Consider the following 15954-nt stretch of genomic DNA (forward strand, 5'->3'; position numbering starts at 1 on the left):
TTTGCTCATCTGTCTACTCCGCCCATGACGGGGTCGATGCTGGCGACCGAGGCGATGACGTCGGCGACCATGCCGCCCTCGCACATCGCGGCCACCGCTTGCAGGTTGGTGAACGAGGGGTCGCGGTAGTGCACCCGGTAGGGCTGGGTGCTGCCGTCGCTGACCATGTGCACACCCAGTTCCCCGCGCGGGGACTCCACCGCTGAATACACCTGTCCCGCAGGCACTCTGATGCCCTCGGTGACGAGCTTGAAGTGGTGGATCAGCGATTCCATGGAGGTTCCCATGATCTTGCCGATGTGCTTGGACGAGTTGCCGAGACCGTCGGGGCCAAGTTCCAGGTCGGCGGGCCAGGCGATCTTCTTGTCGTCGATCATCACCGGTCCCGGCCGCAGCTTGTCCAGGCACTGTTCGACGATCTTGATCGACTCGGTCATCTCGGCGACCCGGATGATGTAGCGGCCGTAGCAGTCACAGCCGGTGGTGGTCGGGATGTCGAATTCGTAGTTCTCGTAACCGCAGTAGGGGTCCGACTTACGCAGGTCGTGCGGCAGGCCGGTGGCGCGAAGGACGGGGCCGGTGATGCCGAGCGCCATGCACCCGGTGAGGTCGAGATAGCCGATGTCCTGGGTGCGCTTCTTCCAGATCGGGTTGGCGCTGAGCAGGTGCTCCATGTCGCGCAGGCGACCGGGCAGGATATCGAGGAGCTCGCGGACTTTGGTGACGCCGTCGTCGGGAAGGTCTTGGGCCAAGCCGCCGGGACGGATGTAGGCATGGTTCATCCGCAGGCCGGTGATGGTCTCGAAGACGTCGAGGATGAGTTCGCGTTCGCGGAAGCCGAACAGCATCGGGGTGAGCGCGCCCAGTTCCATGCCGCCGGTCGCCAGCGCCACCAGGTGCGAGGAGATGCGATTGAGCTCCATCAGCAGCACCCGCACCACGGTGGCGCGTTCGGGGATCTGGTCGGTGATGTCGAGGAGTTTCTCGACGCCGAGGCAGTAGGCGGTTTCGTTGAAGAAGGGCGACAGGTAGTCCATCCGGGTCACGAAGGTGACGCCCTGGGTCCAGTTCCGGAATTCCAGGTTCTTCTCGATACCGGTGTGCAGGTAGCCGATGCCGCAACGGGCCTCGGTGACGGTTTCGCCCTCGATCTCGAGGATCAGGCGCAATACCCCGTGTGTGGACGGGTGCTGGGGGCCCATGTTCACCACGATGCGTTCTTCGGCGCCGCCGTCGATCACTTCGCTGACCTGGTCCCAGTCCTGGCCTGCGACCGTCACTACCGGGTCGTCGCGGCGGAAGTCGGTGTCGGTCATCAGCTGTAGGTCCTCCGCTCGTCGGGCGGCGGTATGCGCGCGCCCTTGTACTCCACCGGGATCCCGCCGAGCGGGTAGTCCTTGCGCTGCGGATGCCCGCGCCAGTCGTCGGGCATGGTGATGCGGGTCAGGGAGGGGTGCCCGTCGAAGAGAATGCCGAAGAAGTCGTAGGTTTCGCGTTCGTGCCAGTCATTGGTCGGATAGACCGAGAACAGCGACGGTATGTGCGGATCGGCATCGGGCGCCGACACTTCCAGCCGGATACTGCGGCCGTGGGTGATCGACTTCAGGTGATAGACGGCGTGCAGTTCCCGGTCTGTGTCGTCGGGGTAGTGCACCCCGTTGACGCCCAGGCACAGTTCGAAGCGCAGGGAGCTGTCGTCACGCAGTGTGCTCGCGACGGCGACGAGGTGTTCGCGTTTGACGTGCAGGGTGAGTTCGTCGCGGAAGACCACGATCTTCTCGATCACGGTGTCGAAGGCGATGACCCGGCCCACGAGTGCGGCGCGCAACGTGCCGATGAAGGCGTCGAACCAACCGCCGTACGGGGGCGGGGTGCCCGCGGGCAGGGCGACCGGGGTGACCAGGCCGCCGTAGCCGGAGGTGTCGCCGGTGCCGCTGACGCCGAACATGCCGCGCCGGGTGCCGATCACCTCGTTCTGAGGTGGTTTCGGTGGCGTCTGCGCGGGCGATTCCTCCGGAACTTCCTGTCCCGCAGGGCTGTCGGTGTTGTCGGGGGAGTCGAAGGTCATCGCAGCAGGCCCTCCATCCGGATGGTCGGCGTGCTGGCGAGCGCGGCCTGCTCGGCGGCGCGGATCGCTTCCTCGCGGTTGACGCCCATCGGCATCTCGGCGATTTTCGCGTGCAGCGCCAGGATCGCGTTGAGCAGCATCTCCGGGCGGGGCGGGCAGCCGGGCAGGTAGATGTCGACCGGGACGATGTGGTCGACGCCCTGCACGATGGCGTAGTTGTTGAACATGCCGCCCGAGGACGCGCAGACCCCCATGGCCAGCACCCATTTCGGTTCGGTCATCTGGTCGTAGACCTGGCGCAGCACCGGCGCCATCTTCTGACTCACCCGGCCCGCCACGATCATCAGGTCGGCTTGGCGTGGGGAGGCGCGGAACGCTTCCATGCCGAAGCGAGCGATGTCGAATCGTCCGGCGCCGGTGGCCATCATCTCGATCGCGCAGCACGCCAACCCGAACGTGGCGGGCCAGACCGAGCCCTTACGCAGGTAGCCGGCGAAATCCTCGACCGTGCTCAGCAGAAATCCGCTGGGCAGTTTCTCTTCGAGACCCATTATTTCCCACTCATTCCCAGCTGAGGCCGCCGCGACGCCACTCGTAGGCGTAGGCGACAGACACATTGACGATGAACAGCGCCATCGCGGCGAGACCGAACAGCCCGAGCGTGTCGAAATGCACGGCCCACGGGTAGAGGAACACGATCTCGATGTCGAAGATGATGAACAGCATCGCCGTGAGGTAGTACTTCACCGGAAAGCGCTGTCCTGCTGTATTTCCCGGGCCGCCTGCGATGGCGTGCGGGGTCGGCTCGATGCCGCATTCATAGGGTTCGAGTTTGGCCCGGTTGTAGCGTTTCGGGCCGATCAGCGACGCCATGATGACGGAGAACACCGCGAACGCCGCGGCGATGGCGCCGAGTACGAGTGCGGGCACCTCGATATTCACGACTGCACTTCCCCTCCTCGCTGGAGCAGGCCGAGCCGTGTGGCCCGGCCGCGGACGGCAGCTTTCGGCGAGACGGGGCCGACAACGTTGTCCGCCGAACCGGGGCTCGCGCAAGGCTGTGCAGCGATGGCGGAGCGTTATACAAGAGCCCGTGCTCGTGTGAGCTAGAGCACAGACTACCGCCGTTTCGGGGGTCCGCCGCACGTTTCCGGGGCGGGGTTTGATCGATATCGGCACCGCGATTCATGAGCGAAACGGGGGTAATCCATTCCGGGCATGCCGCTGCGAACCACAGGTGTTACCAGTGGTGATAGACAGAACTGAGTGACACGGACTATCCGATGGTTCGGGACGATGCCCGTACCGGGTCTACTGCCGGGCGAGCAGGACGCCGGCGACCGCGTTGGTGAGCTGCATGGCGTCGATCGGGTGCGAGACCGCGGCCTCGGCGCGCGACCAGTTGGCCAGCCAGGCGTCATCGGGACGGCCGGTGAGCACGACCACCGGCGGGCACTGCGCGATCTCGTCCTTGAGCTGCTTGGCGATCCCGAGCCCGCCCGTCGGGGCGGATTCACCGTCGAGGATCGCCAGATCGATCCCACCGGCATCCATCTGTTCGATGACGACCGGTGCGGTGGCGACCTCGAAGAAGTCGAGCTCCGGTAGATCGGCACGCGGCCTACGTCCCAGCGCCAGGATCACCTGTTGACGGGTATCGGCATCGTTGCTGTAGACCAGCACACGCAGCGGGGTGGAACCATTCGATTCGGCCACGCTCGGATCGTACGTCGGTGTGGGTGCGCGCCGGGCGGGTTCGGCGGATCCGGCAGTCGGCCTGCGGCGCAGAGCTGTCCGCCGCAGGCCCGGCGGAGCTACCAGGTGCCGTCCTGGACTGTGTTGTCGCCCAGCGGAATCGTCGGAAGGCCGTATCCGATGGGCGGATTCGGGTGTTCGTCGGCGAGCCAGTTGCCGGTCGGTTTGACGTCGGCGAGTTCGGTGGCGGGCGGGAGGTCGTCGGAATCGGCGGCGTAGTAGTCGAACCATGGCAGGCCGTTGGCGGCATACGCCGTGGCGGTGATCGGGGTCGGCGGTGCGGGTTCGCCGGTGATCTGCTGCCATTCGGCGGCGGAGGTGAGGTGGACGAAAACGCGGCCGTCGGCGTCGGGCTGGTAGTCGTCGATGGGTCGTTTGCCGGCGTAGATCTCCTGGCGCATGGTGCCGCCCGCGCCCATGCCCATTTTCCGGGCAGCGGGACCACCCGCCGGCGGGGGTGCACCGGGCGTCGGCATACCCGCGGGTGCGCTGACGGGCATCGGCCCGCCGTACTGTGGTGCGCCGGAAGCGACTGCCGCCCACGGCGGCTCGCCGACCGGGGTGGGCGCGACCGGCATGCGCTGACGCCGCTCGCGCTCCTGTCGGCTCCACTCTTCCCGCGCCGTCTCGGTGAGCCCGTGCACGGCCAATTGCACCCCACCCCACTGTTCGGTCCCGGTGACCTGACCTTCGACAGTCGCTCCGAGACCCATCGGGACCGCGACGAACTGGCGGACGGTTCCTTGACCGGAGTTGATGCCGTCGAGCCACGGCTGCTCGGGCAGTGCGAGATAGTTCTGCGGATCCTTCGTGAGCGCGTCGTTCCATGGCTTGCCCGAGACGGCGCAGACTTTGCCCACCGCGACTTTCAGCGCGGTCGGCGTGGTCGCCGAGAACCGCAACCACATCGCTTCGCGCTGATACACCGGCAGCATCACCCCGCCGCGTTCGCGCCATTCCTCCGGCACCGTCTCCGGATAGTCGGCGACTCGTCGCAGCGGGAAGGTGCCGAGGCCGGGCGGCAACGGATAGGTGCCCGTCTCCGGCAGCCGCAACGTCCGCACGAACGTCACCCGAACACCACCCGGCAGTTCGAGCGCGCCTCCCGACAGCTTCACCTCAGTTGCCATGTCCCACCCCTTCATCGGCCTGTCCGCAGGCAGCGATCACGCCCCCTGTGACGACCGTACCGACGGCGTCGACACCCGTCTACCGGGATCAGCTGCACACGGCATCATCCAATTCGGCGAGGAGGCGGGCCTTGGAGCGCGCGCCGACGAGGGTGCGCAGGAGTTGGCCGTCGCGGAAGAGCAACAGCGTCGGAGCCGCCATCACTTGGTAAGTGCGGGTGGTGAGCGGGTTTTCGTCGGCGTTGAGCGTGCGAACGGTGAGGGTGTGCGCGCGTTCGCGGGCGATGTCGGCCAGCACGGGAGCGATCATCTTGCACGAAGGGCACCACGTGGCCCAGACGTCCACGAGGACGAGACCGGAGTGCGCGAGGACGTCGTCGTCGAATGTTTCATCGGTGACCGCCACGGTGCCGGCGATCGCAGAACTCTGGGTCATCATGTTTGCTTCAATTCGGTCGGCTCGGCAGGCGTTTCGATCTCCCCGGCTCGACCTGATGGCTGTCGCGCAGAGACCGTCTCCGGCCATGGGAGCATTCGAGTGGTGCGGTGGGCGGCGTCGCGGAGGCGATCGGTGAGGGCGTCTCTGCGGGCGGTCAGTGCTTCGATCTCTGTGGTCAGTGCGTCGATGGTCCGCCGGTATTCGGCCAGGGAGGCGGGACAGTCGTCGACGTGTTCGCTGCCGGTCGCCAGGCAGTCCAGGAACGGGCGGGTCTCCTCGACCGGGATTCCCAGGCGATTGAGGGTTCGGATTTCCTGCACCAGCCGAACGGTGTGCTCGTCGTATTCGCGGAAGCCGTTGGGGTGGCGTCCCGGTGCGACCAGCCCCAACGCCTCGTACCGCCTGATGGCCTTGGGGCTGAGCTGAGCCAGCCGCGCGAGCTCTCCGATCCTCATGTAGCGAATGTAAACGCTGCCCCCGGGGACAAGGTCAAGCGTGGCGGCCGATCTATGCGCGGAGCACCTGTGGTCGAGGTGGCGGCCGCACGCTGGTGATGTGGGAAGAGTTCACATTGCTTGCGCGCGTGTCGTGAGCCATTCTGGAACGGGCAAGGGACGCACCGGAATTCGCAGGGGGATGTGGCCGAATGCCCAATGGACTGAAAACGCTGACCCGCTACACGATCGAGGAAGAGCATCGGCATCCCGGTTCGTCGGGGGAGTTCTCCGCGCTGGTGAACGTCGTGTCGACGGCGGCGAAGATCATCGCCAATCAGGTGACGCGCGGGGCGATTGTCGGGTCGGGGGTCGAGGACGAGTCGGTGAGTGGGCGCCTCGATGTGCTGACCGATGAGATCATGGTGGGACAGACGCAGTGGTCGGGGCAGCTGTCGGGGTTGCTGTCCGAGCAGCATGCGTCGGTGTTGCCCGCGGCGCAGCGGCGGGGAAAGTACCTTCTGGCCTACGACGCGTTGGACGGGTCGAGCAATATCGACGTGAATCTTCCTGTCGGTTCGATTTTCAGCATTCTGCGAGCGCCCGACGACGTTGTCACCGGCAAGGCGGAACCAGCCGAGGCCGACTTCCTGCAATCAGGCGTGGAGCAGGTGTGTGCGGGGTTCACGCTGTATGGGCCCGCGACCATGCTGGTACTCACCACCGGGAGCGGGGTGGACGGGTTCACCCTGGACCGGGAGATCGGGGCGTTCGTGCTGACCCATCCGCAGATGCGTATCCCCGAGGACACTTCAGGTTTCGCGATCAATGCCGCCAACGAACGGTTCTGGGAGCGGCCGGTGCGCCGGTATGTGCTCGAGTGCCTGGAGGGAGTGGAAGGGCCGCGGGGGCGCGATTTCAACATGCGGTGGGTGGCGTCGCTGGTGGCCGACACCTTCCACATTCTCACTCGGGGCGGGGTGTATCTCTATCCGCGCGATACGCGCAATCCCGCCCGGCCAGGACGTGTTTCGCTGCTCTACGGGGCGAATCCGATCGCATTCATCGTCGAGCAGGCAGGCGGGGCGGCGAGCACCGGTCACGAACGGATGATGGAGGTGGCACCGGTCGACGTGCATCAGCGGGTGCCGTTCATCTTCGGTTCCCGCACCGAGGTGCTGCGCATCGAGCGCTATCACCGGGAACCGGACGCGGGCAAGCGGTTCGACAGCTCGCTGTTCGGGACGCGGTCGCTGTTCCGGCCCGCCAAACACGACCAGCGCACCTAACGCTCAGTCCTCTTCGCGCTCTTCTTTTTGTCTGCGGGCCTCGCGACGTTGCTGCTCCGCGCGCTCGCGCAGGCCGCGCAGGAAGTCCTCGTCGTCGTCGGGATTCGACGCGACGTGGCGGCCGGGGCGGTCGTATTCGCCGAAGCGGGTATTCGAGGCCGGCCGTGACTCACCGGCGGGCCTGCCGGCGAACAACCACAGCAGCGCACCGATCGTGGGAACCAGGACGACGACGATGATCCAGCCCATCTTCGGGAGGTGCCGGATGCCCGCGTCGGGGCTGGTGACGATGTCGACCAGGCAATACACCCACAGGGCGAGGGTCAGGAAGCCGATGACGGCGTAGGGCATCGCGGTTGTCCTCTTCGGGGGTCGATGGTCGGAGGACAGCTGTCGCCGAAGCCCCCGGGCAGTCAGGATGCCGTACCTGCGGCTTTCACGCGAATCCGGGGTCAATCAGGCAGCAGCGGGACCGAGATCCCTTCACCGCTGCGCAGGAGCGCGGCCCGGGTGACGGCGGAGGAGCCGAAGCGCCGGCGGAGGTCGTCGAGGGTGGCGTCGAGGGTGTTCTCGGCGCGGGCCTCCAGCGGCAGGGTGAGTTGCATGGTGTCGGCGTCGTCGAGGTTGGTCAGCGAGAGGCCGATCAGGGTGATGCCGCGTTCGCTGATCAGCGGTTGGGCGGTGTCGAGGAGCAGGCGGGCAGCGTGGCGGATGGCGGCGGAGGCATCGGTGGCCTCGACGAGGGTGTGCGAACGAGTGGCGCGGGTGAAATCGTCGAAACGCAAGCGCAGCACCACTGTTCGGCACACACGGTCGGCGGCGCGCAGGCGGCGGCCGAGACGGTCGGTGAGGCCGTCGAGGTAGGCCGCGATCTCCTCTGGCTCGCGGGGGCGGCGGCCGAGGGCGCGTTGGGCGCCGATCGAGCGTCGGCGTTTGCCGGTTTCCACGCGGCGTGGGTCGCGAGCCCACGACAGCGCGAACAGGTGACGCGCGGCGGCGGGACCGAGGATCGCGCGCAGGTGGGGTTCGCCGAGTTCGGCGAGCTGACCGATGCGGGTGATGCCGTTGGCGTGCAGGGTCGCCGAGGTGACTTTGCCGACGCCCCATAATCGCTCCACCGGCAGGGGGTGCAGGAAGTCGAGTTCCCGGCCGGATTCGACGAGGCGTAACCCATCGGGTTTGGCGACGGCGGAGGCAACCTTGGCGAGGAATTTGTTGCAGGCGATGCCCACCGAGATGGGCAGGCCGACCCGATCGGCCACCTGCGCGCGTAACCGGTGGCCGATCTCGATCGGCTCGCCACTGATCCGGCGTAACCCGCTGACATCGAGGAACGCCTCATCGATCGAGATGCCCTCCACGATCGGGGTGGTGTCGTGGAAGACTTCGAACACCGCCTTGCTCGCCTGCGCGTAGGCCGACATTCGCGGCGGCACGACGATCGCGTGCGGACACAATCGCAGTGCCTGGCCCGCGTTCATCGGTGTGCGGATCCCGAACGCCTTGGCCTCGTAGCTGGCCGCCAGCACCACCCCACCGCCCACGATGACCGGTTTGCCGCGCAGCCACGGCTGGTCTCGCTGTTCGACCGAGGCGTAGAACGAGTCGAGGTCGGCGTGCAGGATCGAGGCCTCGGTGCGGGACTGGATCCGCGGGCGGCGCGGGGCGGCGGAATCGGACACGAACATATGTTCGCATCGAGGTCTGACGAGTTCGGGGCGTCAGGGCTTGGCGGTCATCCTGGCCTGCAGTTTTCCGGCGAACGCGCGGGCGGCGGTGATGTCGGTGGCATCGGGGTGGCCCTTCTGGATCCCGCCGACGATGCGCAGCGGTAGCCAGGTGTCGAAGCCGCGGCAGTCGAAGGCGTCGACCACGTCGAAGCCCTTCGCTTCGATGTCGCGGGTCAGGTGGGTGACGTAGCGGCGAAGCGGTGTTTCCGGGAATCCGCTGGTGCGGAACACGAACGCCTTGCCGTGCTGCCCGGTCGGCAGCGAGGCGATGAATCGGCTCCTGTTTCCGTCGAAGCGCCGGTCGCCTCAGAATGGGCGGGAATAGAAGTAGATCGTGGCGGTCCGGGCGTCCCGTGCGATCGTGACCTCGGGGTAGTCGGGGCTGATGCCGCCATAGGGTGCGCTGGCGAACAATTCGATTGTGTTCGTGCAATCGAACTTCCAGTCGTTGTCGCCGCGCATGGTCGTCGGGTCGAATCCAAGCCGCTTCGTCAGCTCGGCGCAGGTCACCTTCTGCAGCGGCCGGTTATACGTCGGATCAGAGTAGATCGACCGGGGGTGCGGGAACCGGTCTGCAGGCCCGGCGTAGCTCCCCACGTAGCCGCACATGCCCGCCAACGGCGGGCAGCCGAATCGCCGCATGCTGACCAAGTCGAACGTGCCGGGTATCCGGATCTTGTTTCGTTCCATGACCCTTCGCGCCTCGTCGACGGAGAGGTTCTTCTCCAGTTTCGGCATGACGACGGCAGCAGCGCATCCCCACAGGAGCGCTCCGCACGTCACGAGCGTGAGGACGGGCCAGAACCATCGCGAACTCGACCTTGTGGACACCGGGAGCAAGCATACGCAGGCGCGGGAGGTACCGGCGATTCTCGGCGAGTACTGCCAGCCGGGTGCTGTGTTCGCCCAGCTCGTCGGCGGGCGCCGGGCGTGGCGGTAGGGTGAAGCCGGTTCGGGCAAGGTGAAGGAGTCGGTCGGCGGTGCGTGGTTTCGGGGATCTCGAGGCGGTGCTGATGGATCGGCTGTGGAATCGCGACGACGACGCGACGACGGTGCGTGAACTGTTCGACGAACTCGTCGCCGAGCGCGATATCGCCTACACGACGGTGATGTCGACCATGGACAATCTGCATCGCAAAGGGTGGCTGGCCAGAGACCGCGCGGGGCGCGCCTACCGGTACTGGCCGACGGTGACCCGCGAGGAACACAGCGCTCAGCTCATGCACGAAGCGCTCGGTGTGGGCGGGCGGTCCGATCTGGTTCTGAACTTTTTCGTCGACCGGATCAGTGACGACGAATTCGCGGGATTGCGGGCAGCTCTGCGCCGTGTCGCCACCCGACGGACCGAGGCGAGCTAGCTCGAAAACTGTCGGAGGGATCTGATCTGATGGGCGCCATGCTGAGTGTCGGGTGGGATCAGGTGTTCGCTTGGCGGCTGGGTCGTCAGTTCGTTTCGGCACCGACCGCGGGGTCCGTCGACGATATCGCGACGAGGTTGGCCGGGGTGCAGGCGCAAGTGGCGTCCGCGGCGGACATCGCCGTCGCGGTGCGCAGTTCCGATTCTCGCCCGACCGGCGTGGGGGATGCGCTCGCCGCGGGCACGCTGATGAAGACGTGGGCGATGCGCGGCACGCTGCACGCGATGGTTCCCGAGCAGGCCGCGGCCGCGCTGTCGCTGATCGGATCGGCGCGCACCTGGGAGAAACCGTCGTGGCAGAAGACTTTCGGTGCGACTCCTGAGCAGGTGGCCGCACTGGTGGAGGTGGTCTCGGGTGTGCTGGCCGGTCAGGTACTGACCCGCGACGAACTGGTCGCCGCGGTCCTCGCCGAACCCGGCTTCGCCCACCTCGGCGAGCAGTTGCGGTCCGGCTGGGGTGCGGTGCTCAAACCGTTGGCCTGGCAGGGCGCGCTGTGTCACGGGCCGGCGCGCGGCACCAAGGTCACCTTCACCGCACCGGCCGACCACGCTCCCGGGTGGAAGGGCCTTCCCGATCCGGACGTCGCCGCACCGCTGCTGATCAGCGCCTATCTCGGGGCGTACGGTCCCGCGACACCGGCGGCGTTCGATGCCTGGCTCAGCCGCAACAGTGTGCGCAAAACCGTCCTGCGCGCGTGGTTCGCGACCATGGGTGACGCGCTGACCGAAGTCGATGTCGACGGCCGGACCGGTTGGATTCCGAGCGAGTTCGTCGACGATCTCGCCGCGGCGACCCTCGAAGGTCACGTCCATCTGCTCGGCCCGTTCGACCAGTACGTGCTGGGACCCGGCACCGCCGACACCGCGCTGCTGCCGGCCGAACACCGGTCGAAGGTGAGCAGGACGGCGGGCTGGATTTCTCCGCTGGTGCTGGTCGACGGCCGGATAGCGGGCACCTGGGAACAGGTCGACGACCAGGTCGTGCCGACGATGTTCGACGCGCACAAGCTCTCGAAGCGCGAGCTGTCGGCGGCGGTGAAACGGCTCGCCGAGGCGCTCGGTGGGAGCGGGCTCGGACTGCGCGCGGGCTGAGATTTCTGATACGCCGGACGGCGAACCAAGCGCTTGCTACGGTGGCTCGATGATCCCCACGATCGTCTGGGGCACCGGAAATGTCGGCCGCGCGGCCATCCGTGCCGTGGCTGCCCATCCGGCGCTGGTTCTCACGGGAGTGCTCGTGCACAATCCCGACAAGGTCGGCCGTGACGCGGGCGTGCTCGCGGGCCTCGACACCGAATTGGGGGTGGCGGCCAGCGACGACATCGACGCGCTCCTGGCCGCAGGCCCGCGGGCGGTGGTGTACGCGGCGTCCGGTGATATCCGCCCCGACGACGCGCTCGCCGATATCGTGCGGGCGATCCGCGCCGGGGCCGTGGTGGTCACGCCCGCGCTCTACGCCCTCTACGACCCGCGCAACGCACCACCCGAAATGCGCGAGCCTGTGCTGGAAGCCATTGCCGCGGGCGGTGGTTCGCTGTTCGTCTCCGGGGTGGATCCCGGCTGGGGCAACGATGTGCTGCCGCTGTTGATCAGCGGGCTCGGCAGCACTGTCGATGTGGTGCGCTGCCAGGAGATCTTCGACTACTCCACCTACGACCAGCCCGACTCGGTGCGCTATCTCGTCGGGATGGGGCAGCCGATGGACTACCAGCCGCCGATGCTGATGGCGAGCGTGCCGACGATGGTGTGGGGCGGCCAGATTCGATTGATGGCCAGGGCGTTGGGGGTCGAACTCGACGAGATCGCCGAAACCGTGGACCGGCGCGCCCTCGATGAGACGGTGCAGACCGCGAAGATGGGAACGTTCGACGCCGGCACGCAGGGGGCGGTGCGATTCGAGGTGCAGGGCATCGTCGAGGGGCAGGCGCGCATCGTGATCGAGCACGTCACCCGCATCCATCCGAGTTGCGCACCGGACTGGCCGACGCCACCCGACGGTGACGGCGCCCACCGGGTGATCATCGAAGGTACGCCACGCATCGAGGTCAGCGTCGAGGCGACCGACGAAGGTGGCAATCGCGCGGCGGGCGGAAATGCCACGGCGGTGGGCAGATTGGTCAATGCCATCGACTGGCTGGTCGCGGCACAGCCCGGCCTCTACGACGCACTCGATGTGCCGCTGCGTGCCGCGGTCGGCAAACTCGGAAGGACACCACGATGATCATCGACATTCCCGAGGGCAAAGATCCCATCGGCTACGTGTGGGGCGAGATGGTGCCCGGGATCGGCGTCGCCGCGGCGGCGTTCTCGCTGTCGGTCTACGAGCACTCCACCCTCGGCCTGCGCGAATTCGAAGCGGCCCGGCTGCGGATCGCCCAGATCAACGGGTGCCTGTTCTGTCAGGACTGGCGCACCGAACGCGACGGGCAGAAGGTCGAAGCGGAATTCGCCGACGCTGTCACGAGTTGGCGCACCACCGACCGGTTCGACGAACGTACCCGGCTGGCCGCCGAATACGCCGAGCGCTACGCCACCGACCATCACGGTCTCGACGAGGAATTCTGGGCCAGGATGTTCGCGCAGTACTCCCAGGCCGAAGTGGTGGAGCTGAGCATGAGCATCGGTTCCTGGCTGGCGTTCGGGCGGCTCAATCGGGTCCTCGGCCTGGACACTGTGTGCGTGCTGCCCGGGCACTGACCGCCCGGCGCCCGAGGGACTGGGCGGCACTGCCGGGCCCGTGGCCGTTAAGCTGCGGGCCGTGGTGGAACCTGCGCAACAGCAGCTCGTCGATACGGTGGCCTGGGTGCTGATCGAGAACGGTCGCATTCTGTGTGCCCGCCCGCGCGGGAAGGACGTGTTCTTCATCCCGGGCGGCAAACGCGAAGGCGCCGAAACCGACCTACAGACCTTGGTTCGTGAGGTCTTCGAGGAACTGACCGTCGAACTCGCGCCGGACAGTGCCCAACACGTCGGTACCTACGAAGCCGCCGTCGCCGACGGGCACGACACCGTCGTGCGGATGGCGTGCTACACCGCCGATTATCGCGGGGTGCTCACGGCCAGCAGTGAGATCGAGGCGCTGGCCTGGTTCGGGTTCGGCGACCGCGATCTGGTGCCACCGGTCGACCAGCTGCTGTTCGACGATCTCGCGGCGGCCGGGTCCCTGCGGTGATCGGCGCGGTGGCACGGTCGGCGGCCTATGAACTGCTGGCGCTGCCACTGGCATTCACCCGGGTGCGGACCCGGCTGCGGGTACCGCGTCGACTGCTGAGCGAACCCGTTGGCGCCCACAAGCTTTCGCCGGTGCGTTGCCTGATCCAATCGGTGTTGTCCGGCGGTGTCGGGCTGCTCGGCTGGTTTCTCGCGATGCTCAGCGTGCTGGTTCTGGTGCGCGGCCTCGCCTACCCGCTGATGGCCGCCGACGGTTACGAGAACTCGTGGGGTGGACCCACTTTGGCGGGAGCGTGGGCGGTGCACGCGGCGTTGGGCGTGCTGATCGCGCCGGTGATCGTTGTCATGATCGCGGTGTTCGGCCGGTTGCAGCTGCGTTTGACGCGGACCGTGCTCGGTGGTGACCGGTCGTGGTGGGCGATTCCGGCCGCCGTGGCCCTCGCCGCGGCGGGTTCGTTGTTCTTCGTGGCGTGGGTGCACCAGATCTGACCGGTGGCGGCGTTCAGCGGGAGTTCGGTCCGGGGATCCGGACGCCCGCTGCCCGCAGTTTCGCTTCGACGAGTGCCGACATCCGGGCCGCGGTCGATTCCGGCTCCTCACCGTGGTGGCGGATCAGTTTGTAGCGTGTCGCGGCCTCTGTGCGGGCTTGCAGGCCGGTCACGATCTCGAGATGGTCAGGGTTGGCGAGATAGTGATCGGCAACCGCGGTGGCGACGTCGTCGATGCGGGGGTCGTCGGGCGCCCAGCTCATCGCCACCGAGGCGTCTCGGTACACGGCGAGGAACTGGGGGTCTTCGATGGCGTTCTCGACGCCGGCGAGGTAGTCGTCGAAGCCTTCCGGGACAAGGGCTTTGGCCAGCACCCAGCCCTCCCTCGCGGCGGCCACGTCGGCTGCGGAGATACCGAGGTCGGGCAAGCGGGCGAGCAACGCCACCGCGCGGTCGGGCAGCAACGTGCGGTCGCCGTCGGCCAGACGGTGGAGGGTGTCGCGACGGGCGATCAACTCCTCGATGCGTTCGGTGAGACGCCGCTCGACGTCGGCGAGCTCGGCGGCGAACGAGTCCGCGTCCGCGTCGAGCAGGGGGCCGATCTCGGCCAGCGGTACCCCGGCGGCGGCAAGGGTTCTCACCTGTACGAGGCGCAGCAACTCGGCCGAGCCGTACCGGCGGTACCCGGAGCTGTCGCGGGCAGGCTCGTCGAGCAGACCGTTCTTCTCGTAGTGCCGCACGGTCTTGATCGTGACGCCGGCGAATATCGCGGCCTGGCCGATCGTGACACCGTTGTTCATCTGCTCAGTCCGCCCTGCTCGGGGTATTCCTACCGGGAAAGTTGACCTTGATCAGGGGGCGAGGTCAAGTGTCCGGGCCGCGTTCGGGTGGGTGCGGCCCGGACCGTGACGCGCTCAGGCCGGTGCGCCGAACACCTCCCGGACGAGCCGTTGCGTCGCGGCTTGGAACACCGTGGCCAGGGAAAGGTCGGCGTCGTCGACGTAGTTCAGTGCCGCGGTCATGGTTGTGGTGCCGTCGGCTGTGGCGTACATCAGTGCCCCGTGACCACCGTGGCCGCCGTTGTGGCTGATGACGGTGCCGTTCTCGGTCTGCTGGATGAACACCCCGAGTCCGTAGCCGACCTTGGCTTCCGGCGTGAGCATCTCGGTCAGTAGCGGGGCGGGCAGCAGCGTGCCGTTCAGCAGCGCGGAGATGAAGGTGTGCAGGTCCTTGCTGGTCGAGATCATGTCGCCGCCACTGGAGATCCAGGAGGGGTTCTGCACGGTCACATCGACCGTCTTCTCCACGCCCGCGTCGTCGTAGCGGTAGTACGCGTGGGCGTGCGGTCCGCCGATATCGGTGGAGGTCTCCGGCACCACGGTGTCCGACAGCCCGAGCGGTCCCAGGATCAGCCGCTGCATCTCCTCGGCCAGCGAGTGACCGGTGACCGCCTCGATCAGCAGCTTGGCCAGTGCGTAGTTGGTGTTGGAATAGCTCCAGTCCGTGCCCGGCTCGAACCGGGCAGGCTTGGCCAGGGACAGCCGAACCAGCTCGTCGGCGTGGTGGGTCCGGAAACGGTTGTCGACCCAGGCCTTGCCACTCCAGGCGACGACGCCCGGTGCGGTCGTCCCGTCCTCGAAGACCTCACCGGTGAAGTTGAAGATCCCGCTGGTGTGCTGCAACAGCATCCGCACGGTGATTCGCGGATCCAGCGCGAACCCGGGCAGGTAGTCGACGGCCGGAGTGTCCAGCGCGATCCGGCCCTCACCGACCAGTTGCAGGACCACGGTCGCGACGAAGGTCTTGGTGTTGCTGCCGATCCGGACGCGGCCGTTGAGCGCAGGCGCGGCGGGCTCGCCCAGTTCGCTGCGCCCGGCGCTGCCGACCCACGCACCGTGCTCGTCGTCGACCCGCAACTGCAGGCCGACGAAACCGGTCTCGACGATCTCCTCGATGGTCTGCTGCAGGTTCGAGTGAGCCGGTGCGGCAAGGGATTCGGTAGTGGTCGCGGTGTTGTTCGTGTTCGAAGTCAT

Annotated in this window: 21 protein-coding genes; 7 read left to right on the top strand and 14 right to left on the bottom strand. The window is 67.2% G+C overall.

Features of this window, described 5'->3' with window-relative positions; all coding sequences use genetic code 11:
• Window positions 1–5 precede the first annotated feature (5 nt).
• From nuoD to ACWZHB_RS11215, 8 genes are all read right to left on the bottom strand, one after another.
• Window positions 6–1316 (bottom strand): NADH dehydrogenase (quinone) subunit D, encoded by a 1311-nt coding sequence (gene nuoD, locus ACWZHB_RS11180; RefSeq protein WP_427907864.1) that lies wholly within the window; start codon window positions 1314–1316, stop codon window positions 6–8.
• Complete coding sequence (locus ACWZHB_RS11185) at window positions 1316–2068, bottom strand: NADH-quinone oxidoreductase subunit C (RefSeq protein ID WP_427907865.1); 753 nt, start codon at window positions 2066–2068, stop codon at window positions 1316–1318. The genes nuoD and ACWZHB_RS11185 overlap by 1 nt, the downstream gene beginning before the upstream one ends.
• Window positions 2065–2619, bottom strand: coding sequence for a NuoB/complex I 20 kDa subunit family protein (locus ACWZHB_RS11190; protein ID WP_019047013.1), 555 nt, complete (start codon window positions 2617–2619; stop codon window positions 2065–2067). The genes ACWZHB_RS11185 and ACWZHB_RS11190 overlap by 4 nt, the downstream gene beginning before the upstream one ends.
• Window positions 2620–2629: 10 nt before the next feature.
• Window positions 2630–3010, bottom strand: a complete 381-nt coding sequence (locus ACWZHB_RS11195) for an NADH-quinone oxidoreductase subunit A (RefSeq protein ID WP_266288656.1) — start codon at window positions 3008–3010, stop codon at window positions 2630–2632.
• Between the two features lie 369 nt (window positions 3011–3379).
• Complete coding sequence (locus ACWZHB_RS11200; RefSeq protein ID WP_427907866.1) at window positions 3380–3784, bottom strand: Rv3143 family two-component system response regulator; 405 nt, start codon at window positions 3782–3784, stop codon at window positions 3380–3382.
• Between the two features lie 98 nt (window positions 3785–3882).
• Window positions 3883–4953, bottom strand: coding sequence for a hypothetical protein (locus ACWZHB_RS11205; RefSeq protein WP_427907867.1), 1071 nt, complete (start codon window positions 4951–4953; stop codon window positions 3883–3885).
• Window positions 4954–5041: 88 nt separating this feature from the next.
• Entirely contained in the window at window positions 5042–5389 is a 348-nt protein-coding gene (locus ACWZHB_RS11210; protein WP_427907868.1) for a thioredoxin family protein, read from the bottom strand.
• Window positions 5389–5847, bottom strand: coding sequence for a MerR family transcriptional regulator (locus ACWZHB_RS11215; RefSeq protein WP_427907869.1), 459 nt, complete (start codon window positions 5845–5847; stop codon window positions 5389–5391). The genes ACWZHB_RS11210 and ACWZHB_RS11215 overlap by 1 nt, the downstream gene beginning before the upstream one ends.
• A gap of 191 nt (window positions 5848–6038) precedes the next feature.
• Between ACWZHB_RS11215 and ACWZHB_RS11220 the strand changes: the two genes are divergently transcribed.
• The gene (locus ACWZHB_RS11220) at window positions 6039–7115 is read left to right on the top strand and encodes a class 1 fructose-bisphosphatase (RefSeq protein ID WP_427907870.1); all 1077 of its coding nucleotides are present in this window, start codon (window positions 6039–6041) and stop codon (window positions 7113–7115) included.
• 3 nt (window positions 7116–7118) lie between these two features.
• Here ACWZHB_RS11220 and ACWZHB_RS11225 read toward each other — a convergent pair whose 3' ends face one another.
• The 4 genes from ACWZHB_RS11225 to ACWZHB_RS11240 form a co-directional block, all read right to left on the bottom strand.
• Complete coding sequence (locus ACWZHB_RS11225) at window positions 7119–7466, bottom strand: PLD nuclease N-terminal domain-containing protein (RefSeq protein ID WP_427907871.1); 348 nt, start codon at window positions 7464–7466, stop codon at window positions 7119–7121.
• A 101-nt stretch (window positions 7467–7567) separates the two neighbouring features.
• Entirely contained in the window at window positions 7568–8803 is a 1236-nt protein-coding gene (gene dinB / locus ACWZHB_RS11230; RefSeq protein ID WP_427907872.1) for a DNA polymerase IV, read from the bottom strand.
• A 33-nt stretch (window positions 8804–8836) separates the two neighbouring features.
• The gene (locus ACWZHB_RS11235) at window positions 8837–9076 is read right to left on the bottom strand and encodes an NADPH-dependent FMN reductase family protein (RefSeq protein WP_427907873.1); all 240 of its coding nucleotides are present in this window, start codon (window positions 9074–9076) and stop codon (window positions 8837–8839) included.
• Window positions 9077–9151: 75 nt separating this feature from the next.
• Complete coding sequence (locus ACWZHB_RS11240; RefSeq protein ID WP_427907874.1) at window positions 9152–9583, bottom strand: hypothetical protein; 432 nt, start codon at window positions 9581–9583, stop codon at window positions 9152–9154.
• Window positions 9584–9825: 242 nt separating this feature from the next.
• On the opposite strand from ACWZHB_RS11240, the gene ACWZHB_RS11245 reads away from it, so the two are divergent.
• The 6 genes from ACWZHB_RS11245 (at window position 9826) to ACWZHB_RS11270 (ending at window position 13922) form a co-directional block, all read left to right on the top strand.
• A complete protein-coding gene (locus ACWZHB_RS11245) occupies window positions 9826–10203 on the top strand; it encodes a BlaI/MecI/CopY family transcriptional regulator (protein WP_427907875.1) in 378 nt (125 codons plus the stop codon).
• Between the two features lie 29 nt (window positions 10204–10232).
• Entirely contained in the window at window positions 10233–11354 is a 1122-nt protein-coding gene (locus ACWZHB_RS11250; protein WP_427907876.1) for a winged helix DNA-binding domain-containing protein, read from the top strand.
• Window positions 11355–11403: 49 nt separating this feature from the next.
• Window positions 11404–12483, top strand: a complete 1080-nt coding sequence (locus ACWZHB_RS11255) for an NAD(P)H-dependent amine dehydrogenase family protein (RefSeq protein ID WP_427907877.1) — start codon at window positions 11404–11406, stop codon at window positions 12481–12483.
• Window positions 12480–12959 carry a carboxymuconolactone decarboxylase family protein gene (locus ACWZHB_RS11260; RefSeq protein ID WP_427907878.1) on the top strand — a complete coding sequence of 160 codons (480 nt, stop codon included), beginning with the start codon at window positions 12480–12482 and terminating at the stop codon, window positions 12957–12959. Before ACWZHB_RS11255 ends, ACWZHB_RS11260 begins: the two co-directional genes overlap by 4 nt.
• Window positions 12960–13020: 61 nt before the next feature.
• The gene (locus tag ACWZHB_RS11265) at window positions 13021–13434 is read left to right on the top strand and encodes an NUDIX hydrolase (RefSeq protein WP_427907879.1); all 414 of its coding nucleotides are present in this window, start codon (window positions 13021–13023) and stop codon (window positions 13432–13434) included.
• Window positions 13435–13442: 8 nt separating this feature from the next.
• Window positions 13443–13922, top strand: coding sequence for a hypothetical protein (locus ACWZHB_RS11270; protein WP_427907880.1), 480 nt, complete (start codon window positions 13443–13445; stop codon window positions 13920–13922).
• 13 nt (window positions 13923–13935) lie between these two features.
• Here ACWZHB_RS11270 and ACWZHB_RS11275 read toward each other — a convergent pair whose 3' ends face one another.
• Window positions 13936–14721, bottom strand: coding sequence for a MerR family transcriptional regulator (locus ACWZHB_RS11275; protein WP_427907881.1), 786 nt, complete (start codon window positions 14719–14721; stop codon window positions 13936–13938).
• A gap of 114 nt (window positions 14722–14835) precedes the next feature.
• Window positions 14836–15954: a serine hydrolase domain-containing protein gene (locus ACWZHB_RS11280; protein WP_427907882.1), complete on the bottom strand. Its 1119-nt coding sequence runs from the start codon at window positions 15952–15954 to the stop codon at window positions 14836–14838.

The organism is Nocardia sp. FBN12, from assembly GCF_054031145.1.